The sequence below is a fragment of the Streptomyces sp. L2 genome, assembly GCF_004124325.1.
Classification (GTDB): domain Bacteria; phylum Actinomycetota; class Actinomycetes; order Streptomycetales; family Streptomycetaceae; genus Streptomyces.
The window spans coordinates 5,797,610-5,817,376 of sequence record NZ_QBDT01000001.1 but is presented as its reverse complement, the minus strand read 5'-3'; the positions used below and the strand labels follow the sequence as shown (position 1 = coordinate 5,817,376).

General features: G+C 72.0%; 22 protein-coding genes. 17 read left to right on the top strand and 5 right to left on the bottom strand.

Annotated features, from left to right (window positions below; all coding sequences use genetic code 11):
• The first annotated feature begins 90 nt into the window (after positions 1-90).
• Positions 91-1,275 carry a MarP family serine protease gene (locus DBP14_RS25980; protein WP_129309525.1) on the top strand — a complete coding sequence of 395 codons (1,185 nt, stop codon included), beginning with the start codon at positions 91-93 and terminating at the stop codon, positions 1,273-1,275.
• Here the strand turns inward: DBP14_RS25980 and DBP14_RS25975 are convergent.
• Positions 1,265-1,786, bottom strand: a complete 522-nt coding sequence (locus DBP14_RS25975; RefSeq protein ID WP_129309524.1) for a GNAT family N-acetyltransferase — start codon at positions 1,784-1,786, stop codon at positions 1,265-1,267. The genes DBP14_RS25980 and DBP14_RS25975 overlap by 11 nt on opposite strands.
• Before the next feature lie 37 nt (positions 1,787-1,823).
• Here DBP14_RS25975 and DBP14_RS25970 point away from each other — a divergent pair, with 37 nt between their 5' ends.
• Together DBP14_RS25970 and DBP14_RS25965 are read left to right on the top strand one after the other, a co-directional pair.
• Positions 1,824-2,720 (top strand): TIGR01777 family oxidoreductase, encoded by an 897-nt coding sequence (locus DBP14_RS25970; RefSeq protein ID WP_129309523.1) that lies wholly within the window; start codon positions 1,824-1,826, stop codon positions 2,718-2,720.
• A gap of 431 nt (positions 2,721-3,151) precedes the next feature.
• On the top strand, positions 3,152-4,516 hold the full coding sequence (locus tag DBP14_RS25965) for an NAD(P)/FAD-dependent oxidoreductase (RefSeq protein ID WP_129309522.1): 1,365 nt from the start codon (positions 3,152-3,154) through the stop codon (positions 4,514-4,516).
• A 58-nt stretch (positions 4,517-4,574) separates the two neighbouring features.
• On the opposite strand, the gene DBP14_RS25960 is transcribed toward DBP14_RS25965, so the two are convergent.
• Entirely contained in the window at positions 4,575-6,059 is a 1,485-nt protein-coding gene (locus tag DBP14_RS25960; RefSeq protein WP_129309521.1) for a regulator, read from the bottom strand.
• Positions 6,060-6,297: 238 nt separating this feature from the next.
• Between DBP14_RS25960 and lipB the strand changes: the two genes are divergently transcribed.
• The 4 genes from lipB (at position 6,298) to DBP14_RS25940 (ending at position 9,423) form a co-directional block, all read left to right on the top strand.
• Complete coding sequence (gene lipB, locus DBP14_RS25955; protein WP_129309520.1) at positions 6,298-7,095, top strand: lipoyl(octanoyl) transferase LipB; 798 nt, start codon at positions 6,298-6,300, stop codon at positions 7,093-7,095.
• Between the two features lie 114 nt (positions 7,096-7,209).
• The gene (gene lipA / locus DBP14_RS25950; protein ID WP_129309519.1) at positions 7,210-8,199 is read left to right on the top strand and encodes a lipoyl synthase; all 990 of its coding nucleotides are present in this window, start codon (positions 7,210-7,212) and stop codon (positions 8,197-8,199) included.
• A 261-nt stretch (positions 8,200-8,460) separates the two neighbouring features.
• Entirely contained in the window at positions 8,461-8,658 is a 198-nt protein-coding gene (locus DBP14_RS25945; protein ID WP_129309518.1) for a hypothetical protein, read from the top strand.
• 63 nt (positions 8,659-8,721) lie between these two features.
• Complete coding sequence (locus DBP14_RS25940; protein WP_129309517.1) at positions 8,722-9,423, top strand: DUF4191 domain-containing protein; 702 nt, start codon at positions 8,722-8,724, stop codon at positions 9,421-9,423.
• A 131-nt stretch (positions 9,424-9,554) separates the two neighbouring features.
• Here the strand turns inward: DBP14_RS25940 and DBP14_RS25935 are convergent, their stop codons facing one another.
• The gene (locus tag DBP14_RS25935) at positions 9,555-10,022 is read right to left on the bottom strand and encodes an RDD family protein (RefSeq protein WP_129309516.1); all 468 of its coding nucleotides are present in this window, start codon (positions 10,020-10,022) and stop codon (positions 9,555-9,557) included.
• A gap of 210 nt (positions 10,023-10,232) precedes the next feature.
• On the opposite strand from DBP14_RS25935, the gene glnA reads away from it, so the two are divergent.
• From glnA to DBP14_RS25915, 5 genes are all read left to right on the top strand, one after another.
• Entirely contained in the window at positions 10,233-11,642 is a 1,410-nt protein-coding gene (glnA, locus tag DBP14_RS25930; RefSeq protein WP_129309515.1) for a type I glutamate--ammonia ligase, read from the top strand.
• 191 nt (positions 11,643-11,833) lie between these two features.
• Positions 11,834-12,091: a hypothetical protein gene (locus DBP14_RS25925; protein ID WP_129309514.1), complete on the top strand. Its 258-nt coding sequence runs from the start codon at positions 11,834-11,836 to the stop codon at positions 12,089-12,091.
• Positions 12,091-12,216 (top strand): hypothetical protein, encoded by a 126-nt coding sequence (locus DBP14_RS37340; RefSeq protein ID WP_277752734.1) that lies wholly within the window; start codon positions 12,091-12,093, stop codon positions 12,214-12,216. The genes DBP14_RS25925 and DBP14_RS37340 overlap by 1 nt, the downstream gene beginning before the upstream one ends.
• A 190-nt stretch (positions 12,217-12,406) precedes the next feature.
• Entirely contained in the window at positions 12,407-13,324 is a 918-nt protein-coding gene (gene htpX / locus DBP14_RS25920) for a zinc metalloprotease HtpX (RefSeq protein ID WP_129309513.1), read from the top strand.
• A gap of 3 nt (positions 13,325-13,327) precedes the next feature.
• Complete coding sequence (locus DBP14_RS25915; RefSeq protein WP_129309512.1) at positions 13,328-13,912, top strand: hypothetical protein; 585 nt, start codon at positions 13,328-13,330, stop codon at positions 13,910-13,912.
• A gap of 16 nt (positions 13,913-13,928) precedes the next feature.
• On the opposite strand, the gene DBP14_RS25910 is transcribed toward DBP14_RS25915, so the two are convergent.
• Positions 13,929-14,207 (bottom strand): hypothetical protein, encoded by a 279-nt coding sequence (locus tag DBP14_RS25910; RefSeq protein ID WP_129309511.1) that lies wholly within the window; start codon positions 14,205-14,207, stop codon positions 13,929-13,931.
• A gap of 182 nt (positions 14,208-14,389) precedes the next feature.
• Here DBP14_RS25910 and DBP14_RS25905 point away from each other — a divergent pair, with 182 nt between their 5' ends.
• A complete protein-coding gene (locus tag DBP14_RS25905) occupies positions 14,390-15,577 on the top strand; it encodes a winged helix DNA-binding domain-containing protein (protein ID WP_129309510.1) in 1,188 nt (395 codons plus the stop codon).
• Between the two features lie 156 nt (positions 15,578-15,733).
• Here the strand turns inward: DBP14_RS25905 and DBP14_RS25900 are convergent, their stop codons facing one another.
• A complete protein-coding gene (locus DBP14_RS25900; protein ID WP_129309509.1) occupies positions 15,734-16,048 on the bottom strand; it encodes a hypothetical protein in 315 nt (104 codons plus the stop codon).
• Between the two features lie 256 nt (positions 16,049-16,304).
• Here DBP14_RS25900 and DBP14_RS25895 point away from each other — a divergent pair, with 256 nt between their 5' ends.
• The 4 genes from DBP14_RS25895 (at position 16,305) to DBP14_RS25870 (ending at position 19,767) form a co-directional block, all read left to right on the top strand.
• Complete coding sequence (locus DBP14_RS25895; RefSeq protein WP_129309508.1) at positions 16,305-16,673, top strand: arsenate reductase family protein; 369 nt, start codon at positions 16,305-16,307, stop codon at positions 16,671-16,673.
• A 120-nt stretch (positions 16,674-16,793) separates the two neighbouring features.
• Positions 16,794-17,531 (top strand): hypothetical protein, encoded by a 738-nt coding sequence (locus DBP14_RS25890; protein WP_129309507.1) that lies wholly within the window; start codon positions 16,794-16,796, stop codon positions 17,529-17,531.
• 271 nt (positions 17,532-17,802) lie between these two features.
• Complete coding sequence (gene glnII, locus DBP14_RS25880) at positions 17,803-18,834, top strand: glutamine synthetase (protein ID WP_129309506.1); 1,032 nt, start codon at positions 17,803-17,805, stop codon at positions 18,832-18,834.
• A 444-nt stretch (positions 18,835-19,278) separates the two neighbouring features.
• Positions 19,279-19,767 (top strand): winged helix-turn-helix domain-containing protein, encoded by a 489-nt coding sequence (locus tag DBP14_RS25870; RefSeq protein ID WP_129309504.1) that lies wholly within the window; start codon positions 19,279-19,281, stop codon positions 19,765-19,767.

Sequence of the window (19,767 nt, the reverse complement as noted above, 5' to 3'; positions counted from 1 at the left end):
CGGCCGCACGCGCGTGGCTGATCATCGGGCATGTCCGCCCGTCGTGGTCGGTACGGCTCGTGGTGAGGGGCCCGAGAGAAAGGCGGCTCAGTGGACCTGCTCGACCTGCTGCTGGTGCTGCTGATCGTCGGCTACGCGGCGTCCGGGTACCGGCGTGGGCTGGTGGCCGGATGCGTGTCGCTGGCCGGGTTCGTGGGCGGCGCGGCCGTCGGCGTGTGGGTGCTGCCCTGGGTGACGGGCCTGGCCGCGCGCGGGTCGACGACGTCGACGGTGCTCGCGGTGCTGACGGTGCTGGTGCCGGGCGTGGTGGGGCACGAGCTGGCGGGGCGGCTGGCGCTGCGGCTGCGCGGGGAGCTGGACCGGGGGCCGCTGCGGGTGGCGGACGGGATCGGCGGGGCGGCGGCCAACGCGGTCGCGGTGCTGGTCGTGGCCTGGGTCGCGGCGAGCGTCCTGGCGGCGACCCCGTCGCAGACCCTGTCCACGGCGATACGGAACTCCGCCCTGCTGGGCACGGTGCAGGAGGCGATGCCGGACACCACGCCCGCCTGGTTCTCGCGGGCCACGTCCGCCCTCACGCAGGCGGGCTTCCCGCAGGTGTTCAACCCGTTCGAGAACGAGGCGGCGGCCCGGGTGCCCGAGCCCTCCGGCGACAGTGTGACGCCGGCCGCGGCGGAGGCGGCCAAGCGGAGCACGGTGAAGATCGAGGGCCTCTCGGGCAGTGAGGGCCGCGAGGGCAGCGGGTTCGTGTACGCGGCGCGGCACGTGATGACGAACGCGCACGTGGTGGCCGGGATCGACCACCCGAGCGTCCGGGTGGGCGGTGTCGGGCCGTCGTACGCGGCGCGGGTGGTGCTGTTCGACCCGGACCGGGACGTGGCCGTGCTGTACGTGCCGGGGCTGCACACGCCGGTGCTGCGCTTCGACGACGACGCCCGGCGGGGCGCGGCGGCGGTGGTGGCGGGCTATCCGCAGGACGGCGGCCTGAACCTGCGGGCGGCGACGGTGGCGAGCCGGGTCCGGGCGACGGGCCAGAACATCTACAACGACCGCACGGTCACCCGGGAGATCTACTCGGTCCGCTCGACGGTCCGGCCGGGCAACTCCGGCGGCCCGCTGCTGACCACCGACGGCCGGGTGTTCGGCATGGTCTTCGCCCGTTCCACCTCGGACGCGGAGACGGGGTACGCGCTGACGGCGGCCGAGGTGGCGGGCGACGCCCGGCAGGCGGCGACCGCCACGACGGCGGTGGACACGGGCCGCCTGGTCACGTCGTAGGCGCGCCGCCCCCCAAGGACTGTCCCATGAGGACGTCGTCGACGTACTCGCCGCCGACCAGGAACTCCTGCGGGAGTACGCCCTCGACGACGAACCCCTCGGAGGCGTACAGCGCGCGGGCCGGGGTGTTGTGGCCGAGGACGCGCAGGGTGATGCGCCGCGCGCCCCGGTCGCGCGCCTCCGCGACAGCAGCACGGACGAGTGCGTGTCCCACGCCCTTGCCGCGGGCGTCGTCGTGGACGGCGAGGCCCTGGATCTGCCGTACGTGGGAGTTGGACGCGAGCGGGGTCGAAAGGCCGAGCCGGACGTAGCCCACGATCCGGTGACCGAGTTCGGCGACGAGGGTGTCGCGGGGGTCGTCCCGGTCACCGAAGAACGGGCTGTACGGCGGCTGGGGTTCGGGCATGACCTCGTGCAGGGTCGACCAGGTCTCCCGGTCGAGGAGGCTCAGTGCGGTGTCGTCGGCGGGCTGGGCCACGCGGATGGCGACGGGTATGAACGGGTCCGGCATGACGGCAACCTTAAGGCGCGCCGGGCAGGATGGCCGTATGGAGCGTTCACGAATCGCGGTGGCCGGTGCGTCCGGTCTCATCGGCAGCGCCCTGGTCCGATCGCTGGCCGCGGACGGGCACGAGGTGGTGCGCCTGGTCCGCCGGGCGCCCTCGGGCCCGGGCGAGGTGCGCTGGGATCCCGCCCGGCAGTGGGTGGACGCGGCGGGTCTGGCGGGCTGTGACGCGGTGGTGAACCTGGCGGGGGCGGGGATCGGTGACCGGCGCTGGACGCCCGAGTACAAGCGGCGGATCCGGGACAGCCGCGTGCTGGGTACGGCGGCGCTGGCGAAGGCGGTGGCCTCGCTGCCGGAACCGCCGCGGGTGTTCGTGAACGGCAGCGCGATGGGCATCTACGGCGAGACCGGTGACCGGATCGTCGACGAGGACGCCCCGCCGGGCGACGGGTTCCTGCCGTCGGTGTGCGTGGAGTGGGAGGAGGCGGCGGAGCCGGTGCGGGAGGCGGGCGTACGGACGGTGTTCCTGCGCACGGGGCTGGTGATCGCGCGCGGGGGCGGTGCCTGGGGGCGGTTGTTCCCGCTGTTCCGGGCGGGGCTCGGGGGGCGGCTGGGCGACGGCCGCCAGTACTGGTCGTACATCGCGCTGCACGACGAGATCGCCGCGATCCGCCATCTCATCGACACCGAGGCCCTGTCCGGACCGTTCAACCTGACGGCACCCGAGCCGCTGACGAACCGTGAGGTGACGGCGGCCATGGGCCGGGTCCTGCACCGGCCGACCGTGTTCGCCGTCCCGGCACCGGTCCTGCGGGCGGTGCTGGGCGAGATGGCCGGGGATGTGCTGGGCAGTGTGCGCGTGGTGCCGAAGCGGTTGCTGGAGTCGGGGTTCAGGTTCGCGTTCCCGGCCATCGACGCGGCGATCCGCTCCGCGGGTTAGGCCGGGTGCAGCGGGGCTCGGCGGTTGGGCACCGCGGGCCGGGGGCGCCGGCTCGTCGCCGGGCAAGGCAGTGCCGGGTGAGACAGCGCCGGGTTGAGGCAGTTCGGCACCGCCGAGCCGCGCGTGGGGGCTGAGCGCCGTCGCGGCGGGGTCGAGGGGGCCCGAGTTGCGAGGGCGGAGGGTGAGCGGCGGCGCAGCGGGGTCACAGGTGGCCCCGGTTACGAGGGCGGAGGGTGAGCGGCGGCGCAGCGGGGTCGAGGGGGCCGGGGGATCGAGGGTGAGCGTATGCGACCGGTGTGCGACTGTGCTCTGTTGGTGCGCGACTGTCTGTGACCGGTCGTGGGCCTAACCTCGACCGGAACTCGGGTATCCCTAGGGCCTGTTGGGGGCATGACGTCTCCACCGGCCGCGCAACCACAGGAGGGGGCCTCGTGCTTGAGCCCGCGTACCAGGTGGACGTCGTCATCGTGGGAGCCGGAATCGCCGGTCTCTCCGCGGCTCATCGGCTGATCAGCGCAGGAATAACGACCACGGTCCTGGAGGCCGCCCCATGGGTCGGCGGCCGTATGTCGACCGAGAAGGTCGACGGCTTCCGGCTCGACCGCATCGGACAGCTGCTCTCCACGTCCTACCCCGAACTCCGCCTGTCCCCCGGCCTCGACGGGCTCACCCTGCGCCGGTTCGCGCCGGGCGTGCTGCTGCACCGCGACGGCCGCAGGCACCGCGCGGGCGCTCCGGCGGGCGGACGGAGCGCGAGGGGCGCACTTCACGTAGTGCGCGCCCTGGCGAGCGCCCCCCGCGGGCCCGCGGCGGTACCCGGCCGCACGAGCGCGCCCCTCGGCGGCGCCGTGGACCAGGCCCGCCTCGGCGCCGCGCTGGCGCGGATCGCCGCGACGCCCGTCGAGCGGGTCCTGGCCCGTCCCGAACTGCCCGCCGCGCAGGCCCTCGCCGCGCGCGGGGTGCCCGCCCGGACGATCGACGGCTTTCTGCGCCCGCTGCTCGCCGCGCTGCTGTGCGACCCGGAGCTGGCCACGTCGAGCCGGTGCGCCGACCTGGCGCTGCGCTCCTTCGCGAGCGGCCGGCTGTGCGTGCCGGAGGGCGGTGCCGACGTACTGCCGGAACTCCTGGCGGGGACGCTGCCGCCGGGCACGGTGCGCACGGGGGTGCGGGCGACCTCCGTGTCCACGACCTCGGTGACCACCGCCGAGCACGGGGAGATCCGCTGCCGGGCGGTGCTGCTGGCGACGGACGCGCGGGCCGCGGCCGAGCTGCTGCCGGGGCTGCGGGTGCCCGACTTCCATCCGGTGACGGTGCTGCACCACACCACGGACGATCCGGCCCCGGCGCTGTCCACGGGCACCTCGCTGCTGCTGGACGCCGACCGGGGCGGGCCGGTCGCGCACACGGCGGTGCTCAGCAATGTCGACCCGAGCCGGGCGCCGGCGGGCCGGGTGCTGATCTCCTCGACCGTCCTCGGCACCCCGCCCGACGGCGTCGACACGGCCGTCCGCATCCATCTCGCCCGCCTGTACGGCACCTCGACGCGCCGCTGGGAGACGCTGGCCGTCCGCCACACGCCCGAGGCGGTGCCCGCGATGCGGCCCCCGCACGACCTGCGGCGGCCGGTACGGATCCTGGCGGGCCTGTACGTGTGCGGCGACCACCGGGACACCAGTACCGTCCAGGGCGCCTTCCGCTCGGCCCACCGCGCCGCCGCCGCCATCCTGACGGACCTCGGCGCGGCCGGCTCCCTCCACCGGGCCGACCCGCCCGCCACCCTCCCCCGGGCGGCCTGACCCCGGGCGGCGTGGCCCCGGGCGGCCTGACCCCTGGCGGCGTGGCCCCGGGCGGTTCTCAGCCCAGGGCCGCCACCTTCTCCCGGTAGCCCCTCGCCGGGGCGGCGTCCTTGTAGGGCTCCAGGCGGCGCTCGAAGTCGCGGACGTACTCGATCGCGCGGACCGAGCGCATCTCCGCGGCCTGGCCGGCGGCCTCCGCGGCCAGGGTGCAGGCCTGGTCGAGTTCGCCGAGGCCGAGGCGGGCGGTGGCCAGGACGACGCGGCAGAACAGGCGGCTGCGGGCGTGCGCGGGGGCCCGCAGCCGCAGGGCGCGTTCGGCGTGCTGCGCGGCCGACCGGAACTGCTGGAGGTCGCGGTGGCAGTGCCCGAACTCGTCGGCGAGCTGTGCCTCGTCGAAGAACCGGGCCCAGTGCGGCACCTCGTCCCCGGGCCGGGCCGCCTCCAGGGCGCGCTCGGCCCGGACCAGTGCGCCGGTGCACGCCCGCACCTCGCCGAGCACCCCGTGCGCCCGCGCCTCCGCGGCGTGCAGCAGCGCCTGCACGACCGGCGGGCCGCCGGTGCCGACCCCCTGCTGGGCCACCCGGGCCAGCTGGACGGCCTCCCTGCCGTGCCCGAGGTACACGGCCTGGCGGCTCATGGTGACCAGCACGTAGGAGCCGTAGGCACGGTCGGCGGCGGCCTGGGACAGCCGGAGCGCCTGTACGAAGTAGCGCTGGGCGAGTCCGTGCGCGGCGATGTCGTACGACGTCCAGCCGGCGAGCCGGGTGAGGTCGGCGGCCGCGGCGAACAGACGGCGGCCGGTCGGCTCGTCGTAGGTGCCGCGGAGCATGGGCTCGCACTCGTGTTCCAGGTAGCGCACGAGGGCCTGCCGGGCGTGGCCGCCGCCGTAGGCGTCGTCGAGGGTGCGGAACAGCTCGCCCACGGAGCGCAGCGCGGCGATGTCGCCGCCGCTGACCTTGTGGCCCGCGCCCCGCTCGGCCTGCGCGCGCGGCCGGGGCGGCAGGGCGGGCGCGGACTCGGCGCGTCCGGGGCCGGGCGCCGGCTTGTGCGGGCCCGGCCGGCTTTGCGCCGGCACCCGGGGCGTGCGCTCGCGGGCCACCCGGTCGTCGGCCTTGCCGATCAGCCAGTCCCGGCTGGGCACGACCAGCCCGGCCGGGGTGAACGCGATCTTGCGCAGTTCGGCGTGGCTGCCGGAGTCCTTGCGCCACAGCCCGCTGACGATGTCCACGGCCTCCTCCGGGGTCGCCGCGAACTCCAGCCCGGCGTACACCGGCGCGCAGGCGTCCAGGCCGAGGTCCTGGGCGGTGAGCCGGCGTCCGAGGCGGCGGGTGAACACCTCGGCGATCAGTGCCGGGGTCGTACCCCGGGGCTGCTGGCCGCGCAGCCAGCGGGTGACGGATGTCTTGTCGTATCTGAGGTCGAGCCCGTGTTCCAGGCCGAGCTGGTCGACGCGTCGGGCGAGACCCGCGTTGGAGAACCCCGCTTCTGCGATGAGCGCGGCGAGCTGGCGGTTGGGGGTGCGCTGCGCGGGTCGGTCCGTCATGGTGCGGTGCGGTCTCCTGCCTTCCAGGCCTCTGAGGTGCCGGGATTGCCTGTGAGCTGCCCTTTTGGCCTCACGAACGGCGCGAATGTAGCGGAGAGTGAGCAGGTGATCGCACTCTTCCCCGTTCATTCATCCGATCGTGTGAGGATTGACCGCAGGGCTGACGTTCGCGGGGCGGACGTACAGTGGCGTGGGCGCGTTTCGCGCCTGACGCCGGTCGCTGAGGGAGGCGCTTGCCGTGAGTGAGTTGCGGTTCGTCCGCATGGGGTTCGGTGCGGACGCCGTCGATTACCAGGAGGCCTGGGACGAGCAGCGCCGGGTGCACGCGGCCCGGTTCGCCGACGAGACCCCCGACACCGTGCTGCTCCTGGAGCACCCCCCGGTGTACACGGCCGGCCGCCGCACCGCGGACAACGAGCGCCCGCTGGACGGCACCCCGGTCATCGACGTGGACCGCGGCGGCAAGATCACCTGGCACGGCCCGGGCCAGCTCGTCGGCTACCCGATCCAGAAGCTGCCCCGCCCGGTGGACGTGGTCGCGCACGTACGGCGCCTGGAGGAGGCCCTGATCCGCGTCTGCGCCGAGTACGGCGTCGAGACCACCCGGATCGAGGGCCGCAGCGGCGTGTGGGTGCTCGGCGACCCGGTGGAGCAGCGCCCGGCGCTCGGCGGGCTGTCCCTCGACTTCGACCCGCGCCTGACGGACGAGGAGTTCGACCCCCGCCTCAACGGCCCGGAGTACGCGCCCTCCAACGCCGGACAGCGCCGCGAGGACCGTAAGATCGCGGCGATCGGCATCCGCGTCGCCAAGGGCGTCACGATGCACGGCTTCTCGTTCAACGTGAACCCCGACAACAAGTGGTTCGACCGGATCATCCCGTGCGGCATCCGCGACGCGGGCGTCGCCTCCCTCGCGAACGAGCTGGGCCGCGACATCACGGTCGAGGAGGTCCTGCCGGTGGTGGAGAAGCACCTGAAGGACGTCCTGGAGAACGCGGACCTCAGGCCGAGGGTGATCGAGAAGGCCTCGGCGTAGGCCCTCTCCCGGGAATGCGCCCTGCGGTCGTGGGGTTGGCCTCCCTGGCAGGGCGCAAACAGCACGGGCGTACGCTGGTGTACGCCGAAGAATCGAAGTCACAGGGAGCCGGTCGTGTCCGCAGTCGCACCCGACGGACGCAAGATGCTGCGCCTGGAGGTCCGCAACAGCCAGACCCCCATCGAGCGCAAGCCCGAGTGGATCAAGACCCGGGCGAAAATGGGCCCCGAGTACTCGAAGATGCAGAACCTCGTGAAGAGCGAGGGCCTGCACACGGTCTGCCAGGAAGCCGGCTGTCCGAACATCTACGAGTGCTGGGAGGACCGCGAGGCGACCTTCCTCATCGGCGGCGACCAGTGCACCCGGCGCTGCGACTTCTGCCAGATCGACACGGGCAAGCCCGAGGCGCTGGACCGTGACGAGCCGCGCCGCGTCGGCGAGTCCGTCGTCACCATGGACCTGAACTACGCCACGATCACCGGCGTCGCGCGCGACGACCTGGAGGACGGCGGCGCCTGGCTGTACGCGGAGACGGTCCGCCAGATCCACGCGCAGACCGCGGACCGCGCGGACGGCCGTACCAAGGTCGAACTGCTCGCCCCCGACTTCAACGCGGTGCCCGAGCAGCTGGCCGAGGTCTTCTCCTCCCGGCCCGAGGTCTTCGCGCACAACGTCGAGACGGTCCCCCGGATCTTCAAGCGGATCCGCCCCGGCTTCCGCTACGAGCGCTCGCTGAAGGTCATCACCGACGCCCGCGACTACGGCCTGGTCACCAAGTCCAACCTGATCCTCGGCATGGGCGAGACCCGCGAGGAGGTCAGCGAGGCGCTGCGCCAGCTGCACGAGGCGGGCTGCGAGCTGGTCACCATCACCCAGTACCTGCGCCCGTCGGTGCGCCACCACCCGGTGGAGCGCTGGGTGAAGCCGCACGAGTTCGTCGAGCTGAAGGAGGAGGCCGAGCAGATCGGCTTCTCCGGTGTGATGTCCGGCCCGCTCGTCCGCTCCTCCTACCGGGCGGGGCGGCTGTACCGGATGGCCATCGAGCAGCGTCGATCAGCCGCTCCGCAGCGGGAGGGTTCCTCCATCGCCTCCCAGGCTGTGTGAATTCACGCACAAGCAATTACCGGCCAGTAATGGCCGAGGTGACGCGGTCCCGGCCGTCCTCGCTGATGAGGGCACCCGCCGGGGCCGCGTCGGCGTCTTCGGCGAGCTCCCCGGGGCTTCCGGGAGCGGAACCGATCCTTCATGGGTGTTTGACCGTCCGGTCATGCGCTGGTAACACCTGTCAGTGACACTGGATTCACGCACCGAAACCGCACGCCGGAATCACAGCACGTTCACCAGTCCCGAGGGGGGACCCCGATCATGCAGGCCGCGCCCGTTCGCGCCACCGCCATTCCGTCCTTCACCAGCGCGCTGCGCGCCGTGGAGTCACTGCTGATGAGCGGCGGCCAGCGCACCGCCCGCCGCAACGCCTGGACCTCGGTCCTGGAGGACCGCCGCCGCGCCAAGGACCGCGTCGAGGCGCAGCGCGTCCTGGACCGGGCCGCCGGCCGCCCCTGAGTTCCCCGCGCGGCCGGGTACTGCCGTCGTGTTCACTCCCCCGGGCCACGTAGACTTCGTGGCATGGCGAGGAAGGAAACGGCGGCGGCTGCCGCGAACCCGGGGCGACTGAAGCAGATCGCCCTCACTTACAAGATGACCCGCAAGGCTGACAAAAAGATCGGTCTTGTACTCGCGGCCGTCGGCATCGGCACCCTCGTTGTCCTCCTCGCGATCGGCTTCGCGATCGGCCACCCGGTCTACCTCGGGATCCTGGGCCTGCTCGCGGGCCTCCTGGCGACGGCGATCGTGTTCGGCCGCCGGGCCGAGCGGGCCGCGTTCGGGCAGATGGAGGGCCAGCCGGGCGCGGCGGCGGCGGTCCTGGACAACGTCGGCCGGGGCTGGACGACGACTCCGGCGGTGGCGATGAACCGCAGCCAGGACGTGGTGCACCGGGCGGTCGGCAAGGCCGGCATCGTGCTGGTCGCCGAGGGCAACCCGAACCGGGTGAAGAGCCTGCTGGCCGCCGAGAAGAAGAAGATGAACCGTGTCGTGGCCGACGTGCCGGTGCACGACGTGATCGTGGGCAACGGCGAGGGCCAGGTCCCGCTGAAGAAACTGCGCACGACGATGCTGAAGTTTCCGCGTGTGCTGGCTGGTCCCCAGGTGACGGCGACCAATGACCGGTTGCGGGCCATGGGGGATCTGATGAGCAATATGCCTTTGCCGAAGGGGCCTATGCCGAAGGGGATGCGGATGCCCAAGGGTGGGCCGCGGGGTCGTTAGTTCTCCGCCGGCCGGTGGGGGCTTGTCGCGCAGTTCCCCGCGCCCCTTTGGGGCACGCATCACTCAACGCACGTCGAAGAGGCGCCCGGAAGACACTCCACGGGCGCCTCTTCGACGTATACAAACGATTCTCAGATGCGGACTTCTACAGTCTTCGCCAGGCGGTCATGGAGGCCTCGCCCGTCCCGGTCCCACATGAGCGGCGGGATGGCAAGGAAAAACAGCACCGTCCGCAGGAGGGCGCGCGGCGGACTCACTCGCCCCGTCTCCAGGGCAACCACCCTCAGCCTAAAGAGCCGCTTCCCCGGAGTGAATCCGATGGTACCCAGAGTGAGGACCATCAGTACGAAGAGAATGAGCGGCGCCCAGACCTGGGCAGCGTCGTGATAGCTGTTCGTGATCAGACCGTCTGCGACCAGGAGACAGAGACCCCAGTCAACAGCCAATGCGCCGAGCCGCCTGCCGGGCCGGGCGATCGAGTTGGGGCCCTCCTCGGGGAGACCGAGCTGCTCGCCCCGGTAACCGAAGTCGGCCCCGGCGTCCTCCATGGCCGCGCGGGGCCCGGAGAGCCACGATCCGAGTGCTTGCCTGTTGTCCACCCGTCCACGGTACCGGCCCCGGAAAGCGGCGGAGGCGCCGAGGGGTGTGTCGGGGCTAACGTGGAACGGTGGCCGGTTAACTTCTGCGAAACAAATGGGTCACGCCCGAGAAATCACCCGTCCCTAGGGTCGAGGACAGCGTGTGCCACCGCACTGGCCGCACGAACGATCTACCACCCCGGCGGGACGGTCGGGAGTAGGAGGAGCTGGATGTTCCAGAACGCCGACGAGGCCAAGAAGTTCATCGCGGACGAGGACGTCAAGTTCGTCGACGTCCGCTTCTGCGACCTGCCGGGCGTCATGCAGCACTTCACGTTGCCCGCCGAGGCGTTCGACCCCGACGACGAGCAGGCCTTCGACGGATCCTCGATCCGTGGTTTCCAGGCCATCCACGAGTCGGACATGTCCCTGCGCCCCGACCTGTCCACCGCGCGCGTGGACCCGTTCCGCCGCGACAAGACGCTCAACATCAACTTCTTCATCCACGACCCGATCACGGGCGAGCAGTACTCCCGTGACCCGCGCAACGTGGCGAAGAAGGCCGAGGCGTACCTGGCCTCCACCGGGATCGCCGACACCGCGTTCTTCGGCCCCGAGGCCGAGTTCTACGTCTTCGACAGCGTCCGTTTCCGGACCGCGGAGAACGAGTCCTTCTACCACATCGACTCCGAGGCGGGCGCCTGGAACACCGGTGCGCTGGAGGACAACCGCGGTTACAAGGTCCGCTACAAGGGCGGCTACTTCCCGGTCCCGCCGGTCGACCACTTCGCCGACCTGCGTGCCGAGATCTCCCTGGAGCTGGAGCGGTCCGGCCTGAAGGTCGAGCGCCAGCACCACGAGGTGGGCACGGCCGGCCAGGCGGAGATCAACTACAAGTTCAACACGCTGCTCGCCGCCGCCGACGACCTCCAGCTCTTCAAGTACATCGTGAAGAACGTGGCGTGGAAGAACGGCAAGACGGCGACCTTCATGCCGAAGCCGATCTTCGGTGACAACGGCTCGGGCATGCACGTGCACCAGTCGCTGTGGAGCAACGGCGAGCCGCTGTTCTACGACGAGGCCGGGTACGCGGGCCTGTCGGACACCGCCCGCTACTACATCGGCGGCATCCTCAAGCACGCCCCGTCGCTGCTGGCCTTCACCAACCCGACGGTGAACTCGTACCACCGCCTGGTGCCGGGCTTCGAGGCGCCGATCAACCTGGTGTACTCGCAGCGCAACCGCTCCGCGGCCATGCGTATCCCGATCACCGGTTCGAACCCGAAGGCCAAGCGCGTCGAGTTCCGCGCCCCGGACTCCTCCGGCAACCCGTACCTGGCCTTCTCCGCGCTGCTGCTCGCGGGCCTGGACGGCATCAAGAACAAGATCGAGCCGGCCGAGCCGATCGACAAGGACCTCTACGAGCTGGCTCCCGAGGAGCACGCCAACGTGGCGCAGGTCCCGACCTCCCTCGGCGCGGTCCTCGACCGCCTGGAGTCCGACCACGAGTTCCTCCTCCAGGGCGACGTGTTCACGCCGGACCTGATCGAGACGTGGATCGACTACAAGCGCGCGAACGAGATCGCCCCGCTGCAGCTGCGCCCGCACCCGCACGAGTTCGAGCTGTACTTCGACGTGTGATCCGGCCCGAGGCCGGCCCGGCCTCGTGTGCCGTCGCCGTCCCCGTGCGTCGCCGACGCCCCCGTCTCCGGTTCTCCGGAGGCGGGGGCGTCCCGCGTTCCCGGGGTGCGTGCAACCTTTTGCGCTTCCCAGACTTCCTATTGTCGGGGGATCATCCTCCCTGACCGCCGGACGAGAGAGGTTGCACGGGGATGACTGAACAGGACGACTGGGAGCGGGAGTTCGATCACCGGTGGGCGAACTCCGCCGAGCACAAGGAGCCGTCCGCCCGCGCCCGGATGCTGGCCGCCCGCTGGAAGGAGAACCCGCCGGACCCGGCCCCCTTCCGCGCCGACCCCGAGCCGGTGGCGCCCCGCCGCTCGTCCTGGATGTCCACGGCCATCGTCCTGGGCTGCGTGGCCGCGGTGATCCTGCTCCTCGGCTACGCCCAGCTCAGCTCCCCCTACTAGTGCTCTCGGACCTGCGAGAGGGCATCCTCACCGCGCGCCACCTCGCCGCCGGCGCCGCACCGCACGAGGCCCCCGACCGGCTGCGGGCCCGCGCGGAGCTCGCGGTACGGCGGGGGCGGGCGTGAGGTGCGCCGGACCGGACGGCGCGGGAGCCCGGGGAGGCGCTCGGCCGGGGCGGCCGGGGTGACTGTCGGCGACGGGTGGCGACATACCGGGAGCTTTTGCTGCCCCTAGGGGCGATCGGGACCGCTTCATGGGGGTCGGCAGGTGCACACTGGACAGCGGGACGAGTGCCTGACTGCGGGGTGATGCAAGATGCAGAGCCGCTTCCGGAGCGACCGGCGGTTGACCGCGCGTATGGGGGTCACGCTGTTCCTGCTCGGGTTGCTGTACGTGGGCTTCGTCGCCGCGTTGATCGTGCTGCTGAAGTCGTGGGTGCTGGTCGTGGTGGTCGCGGCGGGGCTGCTCGTCGCCCAGTACTGGTTCTCCGACCGCATCGCGCTGTACGCGATGCACGGCCGGATCGTGGAGCGCGAGGAGTATCCGGACCTGCACGGGGTGATCGACCGACTGTGCGCGCAGGCGGACATGCCGAAGCCGGTTGTCGCCGTGTCCCGGATGGACATGCCGAACGCGTTCGCGACCGGGCGGAACCCCGATCACGCGGTGATCTGCGTGACGACGGGGCTGATGCGCAGACTGGAGCCGGGCGAGCTGGAGGGCGTCCTCGCGCACGAGCTGTCGCACGTGGCGCACAAGGACGTCGCCGTGATCACGGTCGCGTCCTTCCTCGGCGTGATCGCGGGCCTGATGGTGCGGTTCGCGTTCTACTCGGAGCTGTTCCGGGGCCGCAAGGACCAGAACACGATGGCCGTGTTCGCCATCGTGATGGGTGTCTCGGCCGCCGTGTACGCGATCAGCTTCCTGCTGATCCGGGCCCTGTCCCGGTACCGGGAGCTGGCCGCCGACCGGGCCGCGGCCCATCTGACCGGGCGCCCCTCGGCGCTGGCGTCCGCGCTGACCAAGGTCACCGGGGACATCGCCCGCATCCCGAGCGAGGACCTGCGCACCGCCCAGGCGTTCAACGCGTTCTACTTCACCCCGGCCCTGGGCGCCGAGCCCGGCATCGCCCGCCTGTTCTCCACGCACCCGACGCTGGAGCAGCGGCTGGAGCAGTTGGGCCGTATCTCCGCCGAACTGGGCGAGGCGACGGCACCGGGGAAGGCGGGCTGAGTCTTGGGGCTGCTGGACATCCTGCTGGGCCGTACGAAACCCGTCGCGCCCGACCTCGATCAGCTCTTCGCGCTGCCGTCGGCGGCGATCACGCTCCAGGCCTCGGCCGGCTTCACACCGACCGGGGCCGGCGCGGTCTGCTTCGCCACGGTGGAGGGCGCGGCCTTCGAGCAGACCCACCGGGAGGTCCAGGCCCTGCTCGACGCGGACACCGACCGCACCGGGCCCCCGGTGGAGTTCAGCCAGGACGACTACGGCTACTCGTGGCTGGTCTCCCACCGCGCCCCCGACGAGCTGCCGGAGCTGGTCACCGACCTGCACGCGGTGAACACCTCGATGGAGGTCAACGGCTTTGGCCCCCAGCTGCTGTGCTCCCTGGCCGCGTTCACCGACGACCGGGACCGCCGCCTGGCCCTGGTCTATCTGTACAAGCGCGGCGCGTTCTACCCCTTCGCCCCGCTGCCCGGCGGGGCGAAGCGCCGGGACAACGCGCTGGAGCTGCAGTTGAAGGCGACCCTCGCGAACGACCTGCGGATCGAGCAGGACCTCAGCCGCTGGTTCCCGGTGTGGGGCGCCCCCGGTCTGTGACCGGGGGCGCCGGGCCTCACTTGGTCCGCCCACGCTCCTGGCGCCGGGCCTCGAAGGGGCGTTCGCGGCGGTAGCGGCGCTCCCACTTGGCCTGGCGGTCCCGGCGGTCGCGGTAGGCGCGGTAGGAGTCGGGCGGGGGCGCGGGGGTGCCGGTGGTGGGAGGGGCCGTACCGGGCGAGCCCCTGCCGTGTCTCAGGTACAGGCACAACAGGGTGACTGCGGCCAGCCACCAGGCGTGGTTCTCGATGCCGAGGGCCACCAGGACGGCGGTCGCGGCGAGGACGAAAGTGCGCATGTCGGACCTCCGTGGGTGCGGTTTGCCGGTTTCGTGACGCCCTTTCAGCGTAGGGAGGCGATTACGGGGCGTGCACCTGGTTTTCCGTACGGTGGCGCGGGCGGGACGGCCGATTGTCAGTGGGGTCGGAGAGGATGGGGGCAGGAGTCGGAGCTGACGTGATGTGACGGGTGGAGGCCGGCATGGGTGAGAGCAAGCGGCGGCACATCGACGCGGCGGAGCGGCGGGCCCGGCTGGCCCTGCGGCACCGGCTGGCGGGTGGGGTGCGGGCGGGGAGTCCCGAGGAGGTCGCGGGCTCGCTGGTGGCGCTGCACGGCACGGATCCGGCGACGGTGTACCTGGCGGTGGCGGCGCGGCTGGCCGAGCCGGCGAAGGCGCTGCCCGAGACCGAGCGCGCGCTGTACGAGGACCGCACGCTCGTGCGCATGCACGGCATGCGGCACACGGTGTTCGTGTTCCCCACGGAGCTGACGGCGGTCGTCCACGCCTCGACGGGCCTGACGGTGGCCGCCCGGGAGCGGGCGAAACTGGTGAAGGACATGGCCGTCGCGGGCGCCCCGGACGCGGCCTGGCTGACGGAGGTGGAGGCCTCGACGCTGGCCGCGCTGGCCCGGCGGGGGCAGGCGACGGCGTCGGAGCTCGCGGTGGACGAGCCGCGCCTGCGCGAGCAGTTCGCGTACGCGGCGGGAAAGAGCTACGAGGGCGTGCACACGGTCTCCTCGCGCCTGCTGCGGGTGCTGGGCGTCGAGGGGAAGGTGGTCCGTGGCCGCCCGCTGGGCTCCTGGACGTCCACCCAGTTCCGCTGGGCGGTGGCGCCCCCGCACCCGGAGCTGGACCCGGCGGCGGCCCAGGCGGAGCTGCTGGAGCGCTGGCTCGGCGCGTGCGGTCCGGCGACGGAGGCGGATCTGAAGTGGTGGACGGGCTGGCGGGTGACGGAGGTCCGCCGGGCCCTGGCGGCGATCGGAGCGCGGGAGGTGTCCCTGGACGAGGGCACGGGCTACGTCACCGCCGGCGACGCGGCTCCGGTACGGCCCCCGGAGGAGCCCTGGGCGGCCCTGCTGCCCGGCCTGGATCCGACGGCGATGGGCTGGCAGCAGCGGGACTGGTATCTCGCCCCGGCTCTGCGCCCCCTGCTCTTCGACCGCAGCGGCAACGTGGGGCCCACGGTGTGGTGGAACGGCCGGGTGGTGGGCGGCTGGGCCCAGCGTCCGGACGGCGAGATCGTCTGGCGGATCACGGAGCGGGACGGCGTGGGCGCGGAGGCCGTGGCGGCGGTCGCGGCGGAGGCCGAGCGGCTGCGGGGGTGGGCGGGTACGACGAGGATCACGCCGCGTTTCCGGACGCCGCTGGAGAAGGAGTTGTCCGCGTGAGCCGTCCGGCGGGGGGTGCGTCCGCCCTGCCAGGGGTGCTGTTGGCCGGCGACGGCGGCGGGGTGGCGGCCGGTGCGGGGAGGCGGCCGGTGCGGGGAGGCGCCGGGTGCCCCGCCTCGTGCGGCGGAGCGCCCGGCGCCCCGGAGACCCGTCGCGTCAGCGGTGGTAGCGCATGAACGCCCGCACCATGTGGCACGTCGTGGCGGACGGCGGGTGCACGCCTATCGTCTCCGCCGTGTCCCGGATCGTCTCGTCGCGGGCCTGGTCGGGCAGGTAGACCCCGGAGTCCAGCAGGGCGATGGCGAGGCGCATGGCCTTCAGGCGGCGGTTGTGCGTCTGGTACCACTCGCGCGGCCGCCCGGCGGGCAGCGGGCGCTTCTCCAGCGGCACGTACGGCGAGTCCAGCCGGACGGCACGCCTGGCGGTGGACTGGGTCGGCAACGGCTTCGGCTTGAGTGCGGCAGCGGGCACGGGCATCCTCCTGTCGCGATCAGAGCATGCGCCGGACGTCCCGGCGATGCTCTCGAACACTGACTCCAGTCTACTGCCCACCACTGACATCGAGCAGTCCGCCCGGACGGGTAAATCGGCTGGTCGGCTGGGTAATTGGCGGTGTGTCACGGCCGTTTCGCGAGGGGCCCGGGAGACGGCAGAAAATCGAACAGAGGGGCCGGCGAAGGTGTCCCCGGTGCGCCGGCGCGGGGGAATCCTCGCGTACCGTGGGGGTATGGAGATCTGGATCAATCCGGCCTGCTCGAAGTGCCGTAGCGCCATCAGTCTGCTGGACGCCGAGGGGGCCGAGTACACGGTCCGGCGGTACCTGGAGGACGTGCCGAGCGCGGACGAGATCAGGGCCGTGCTCGACCGGCTCGGGCTGGAGCCGTGGGACATCACGCGCACCCAGGAGGCGGACGCCAAGGAACTGGGGCTCAAGGAGTGGGCCCGGGACGAGGCGTCGCGGGACCGCTGGATCACGGCCCTCGCCGAACATCCCAAGCTCATCCAGCGGCCCATCATCACGGCCGACGACGGAACGGCCCTGGTGGCCCGCAGCGAGGACGCCGTACAGGAGGCGCTGTCCCGCACCAAGAGCTGAATCGCGCTCAACTCCACTGTGATTCAGGTTACTTGGATTGAGTCCCGGAACCGCTGAGTAACCACGTTCGGCATCTCGTACATAGCGGCGTACGCTCCCCTACCTCTTCAGGAGGCGCGCATGTCGCGTAGGAGAACTCTCGGGACGAAGAAGAAGATCGCGCTGCTCGTCAGTGCCGCGGCGGTGGCGGGCGGCGGGGCCTTCGCGCTGGCGTCCACGTCGAACGCGGCGCAGAGTCCGCCGGGCGCGCGAACGCTGTCGGCGGCGGACGGCTCGACCGTCTGCCAGGGGCTGGCCACGGCCCTCGGCAACAACGAGCGGTTCATCGCCGGTCAGCAGGCCAGCCCCGACTCGCAGTCGGCGGCCCGGATCGCCAACCGGCAGGCGGTCATCGCGCAGATCAAGGTCCAGCAGAAGGCGTCCGGTTGCACCGTTGGGGAGTCGGCTCAGGGCTCCCAGTCGGGGCAGGGCAGCGACGCACAGGCGGGCAGCGGTCAGCAGGGCGGGAACGCCCAGCAGGGCGCCGGCCAGCAGGCCGGAGGCGGGCAGGACACCGGTCAGCAGGCGGGTGCCGGCCAGGAGGCTGGTGCTGGTCAGCAGGCGGGTGCCGGTCAGCAGGTCTGCAAGGGGTCCACGGTCACGCTCTCCGGCGAGGGCGGCGCCCCGGCGGCGTCCAGTAACCAGTTCCCGGCGGGGACGACGCTGAAGGTCACCAACCTGGACAACAACAAGTCGACCACGGTGAAGGTCACCTCCGTCTCCGGCAGCTGCGTCCTGCTCAACAACTCCGCGTTCGAGCAGGTCCGGGAGTCCGGCAAGTTCCTGATCCGCCGGGCACTGATCGAGAAGGTGGGGTGAGGGTCAACCGGACGCGAAGTAGCTGAGGCGGTCGGCCGCGGCCACCACCTCCGTCGGGTCATGGGTCCTGCTGTTCGCGGCCACGAACAGCAGGACCGGCGCCGTCGGCGCGCGCACCGCGTGCGTCCACAGGTAACACGGGGTTCACACCCGGGCAATGGACGGGAAACGGCCTGTTGACAGGCTGCTGAGCAGTTCGGTACGCCGCCCCGGTGCCGCAGCGCCGCACTCCCCGCACCCGCGCCCGACCCACCCCGAAGGATGTGGCCCCGTGACCTTCAAGGCCGAGTACATCTGGATCGACGGCACCGCGCCGACGGCCAAGCTGCGTTCCAAGACGAAGATCATCACGGATGGCCCGGCCGGTCTCGACGCTCTGCCCCTCTGGGGGTTCGACGGGTCCTCCACCAACCAGGCCGAGGGCCACTCCTCGGACTGTGTGCTCAGGCCGGTCTTCACCTGCCCGGACCCGATCCGCGGCGGCGACGACATCCTGGTGCTGTGCGAGGTCCTGGACACGGACGTGACCCCGCACCCGTCCAACACCCGGGCTGAGCTGGCCGAGGTCGCGGAGCGGTTCGCCGCGCAGGAGCCGGTGTTCGGCATCGAGCAGGAGTACACGTTCTTCGACGGCACTCGTCCGCTCGGCTTCCCCCAGGGCGGCTTCCCGGCCCCGCAGGGCGGCTACTACTGCGGTGTCGGCGCCGACGAGATCTTCGGCCGGGACGTCGTCGAGGCCCACCTCGACAACTGCCTGAAGGCCGGGCTCGGCATCTCCGGCATCAACGCCGAGGTCATGCCGGGGCAGTGGGAGTTCCAGGTCGGGCCGCTCGCCCCGCTGGAGGTCTCCGACCAGATGTGGGTGGCCCGCTGGCTGCTGTACCGCACCGCCGAGGACTTCGGTGTCTCCGCGACGCTGGACCCGAAGCCGGTCAAGGGCGACTGGAACGGGGCGGGCGCGCACACCAACTTCTCCACCAGGGCCATGCGTGAGGGCTACGAGGCGATCATCACCGCCTGCGAGTCCCTCGGCGAGGGATCCAAGCCGCTGGACCACGTCAAGAACTACGGCGCCGGCATCGACGAACGGCTGACGGGGCTGCACGAGACGGCGCCGTGGGACCGGTACTCGTACGGGGTGTCGGACCGGGGGGCCTCGGTGCGGATTCCTTGGCAGGTCGAGAAGGAGGGCAAGGGGTATATCGAGGACCGGCGTCCCAACGCCAATGTGGATCCTTACGTTGTGACACGGTTGCTGGTCGACACGTGTTGCTCCGCGCTGGAGAAGGTGGGGCAGGTTTAGGTCTGGGCGCCTGTACCTGCGGTGCGGTGCCGGGCGGGGTCGCGTCTGCCCGGTTCTGCGCGTTGCCGGGTGCGGGGGCTTTGTGGCTGGTCGCGCAGTTCCCCGCGCCCCTTAGGGGGGTTCGGTCGGCTTTTGGCTGCGGGCGGGTCGCGCCCGCGCGGCGGAGCCGCAGTTTGACACAGCCCCGCGCCCTTGCGGGGCGCTACCGCCTTGAGGTGGGGTCTGGTTCAATGTGGGCATGGTTGGGTTTCGGGAGGTTGGGGTGACGGGTCGGTGTGACCTTGAGCCGTTCTGGCCCTCCCGTCAGCATGACGACTTCGACCGGGTGTGTTGCCGCGCGACGAACGCGCGGACCCGGTGAAGGCGTAAGCGCCTCCTCCGAGCCCCGCGCGAGACGACGTACGTCCCACAGACGACCTCCTCGCGCGAAAGAGCTGATCCCGCATGGCGACCACTCGTTCCTCCCTGTCCCCCTCCCCCGTGAGCGTCCCCGACCTGCTGCCGCCCGGCGCCACCTGGCTGCCCGCCCCTCAGCACACCGTGCCCGCTCTCCCCGGCCGGCCGCCGATGGTCGGCTACCTGGTGCTCGTCCCGGCGGACCAGGAGCAGCCGCCGCCGCTGCCCGCGCCGCCCGTCGGCGACCCGCTCGTGCGTATCGATGCCGGGCGGCGTATCGCCAGTGTCGATGGGCGGGAGCTGGAGCTGACCTATCTGGAGTTCGAGCTGCTGGCGCATCTGGTGGCGTATCCGGATCGGGTGCACACGCGGGATCAGTTGGTCACCACGGTGTGGGGGTACGGGCACGTCGGTGACGGCCGTACCGTCGACGTGCACATCGCCCGGCTGCGCCGGAAACTGGGCGAGCGGCACCGGGAGGCGATCCGGACCGTCCGCAGGGTCGGTTACAAGTACACCCCGCCCGGCGGGCGTTGA

Coding starts and splice junctions, on each gene's coding strand:
- DBP14_RS25975 (WP_129309524.1), bottom strand. CDS start 1,786: ATGCCGGACCCGTTCATACCCGTCGCCATCCGCGTGGCCCAGCCCGCC.
- DBP14_RS25970 (WP_129309523.1), top strand. CDS start 1,824: ATGGAGCGTTCACGAATCGCGGTGGCCGGTGCGTCCGGTCTCATCGGC.
- DBP14_RS25960 (WP_129309521.1), bottom strand. CDS start 6,059: ATGACGGACCGACCCGCGCAGCGCACCCCCAACCGCCAGCTCGCCGCG.
- DBP14_RS25945 (WP_129309518.1), top strand. CDS start 8,461: ATGCAGGCCGCGCCCGTTCGCGCCACCGCCATTCCGTCCTTCACCAGC.
- DBP14_RS25940 (WP_129309517.1), top strand. CDS start 8,722: ATGGCGAGGAAGGAAACGGCGGCGGCTGCCGCGAACCCGGGGCGACTG.
- glnA (WP_129309515.1), top strand. CDS start 10,233: ATGTTCCAGAACGCCGACGAGGCCAAGAAGTTCATCGCGGACGAGGAC.
- DBP14_RS25925 (WP_129309514.1), top strand. CDS start 11,834: ATGACTGAACAGGACGACTGGGAGCGGGAGTTCGATCACCGGTGGGCG.
- htpX (WP_129309513.1), top strand. CDS start 12,407: ATGCAGAGCCGCTTCCGGAGCGACCGGCGGTTGACCGCGCGTATGGGG.
- DBP14_RS25910 (WP_129309511.1), bottom strand. CDS start 14,207: ATGCGCACTTTCGTCCTCGCCGCGACCGCCGTCCTGGTGGCCCTCGGC.
- DBP14_RS25905 (WP_129309510.1), top strand. CDS start 14,390: ATGGGTGAGAGCAAGCGGCGGCACATCGACGCGGCGGAGCGGCGGGCC.
- DBP14_RS25895 (WP_129309508.1), top strand. CDS start 16,305: ATGGAGATCTGGATCAATCCGGCCTGCTCGAAGTGCCGTAGCGCCATC.
- DBP14_RS25890 (WP_129309507.1), top strand. CDS start 16,794: ATGTCGCGTAGGAGAACTCTCGGGACGAAGAAGAAGATCGCGCTGCTC.
- DBP14_RS25870 (WP_129309504.1), top strand. CDS start 19,279: ATGGCGACCACTCGTTCCTCCCTGTCCCCCTCCCCCGTGAGCGTCCCC.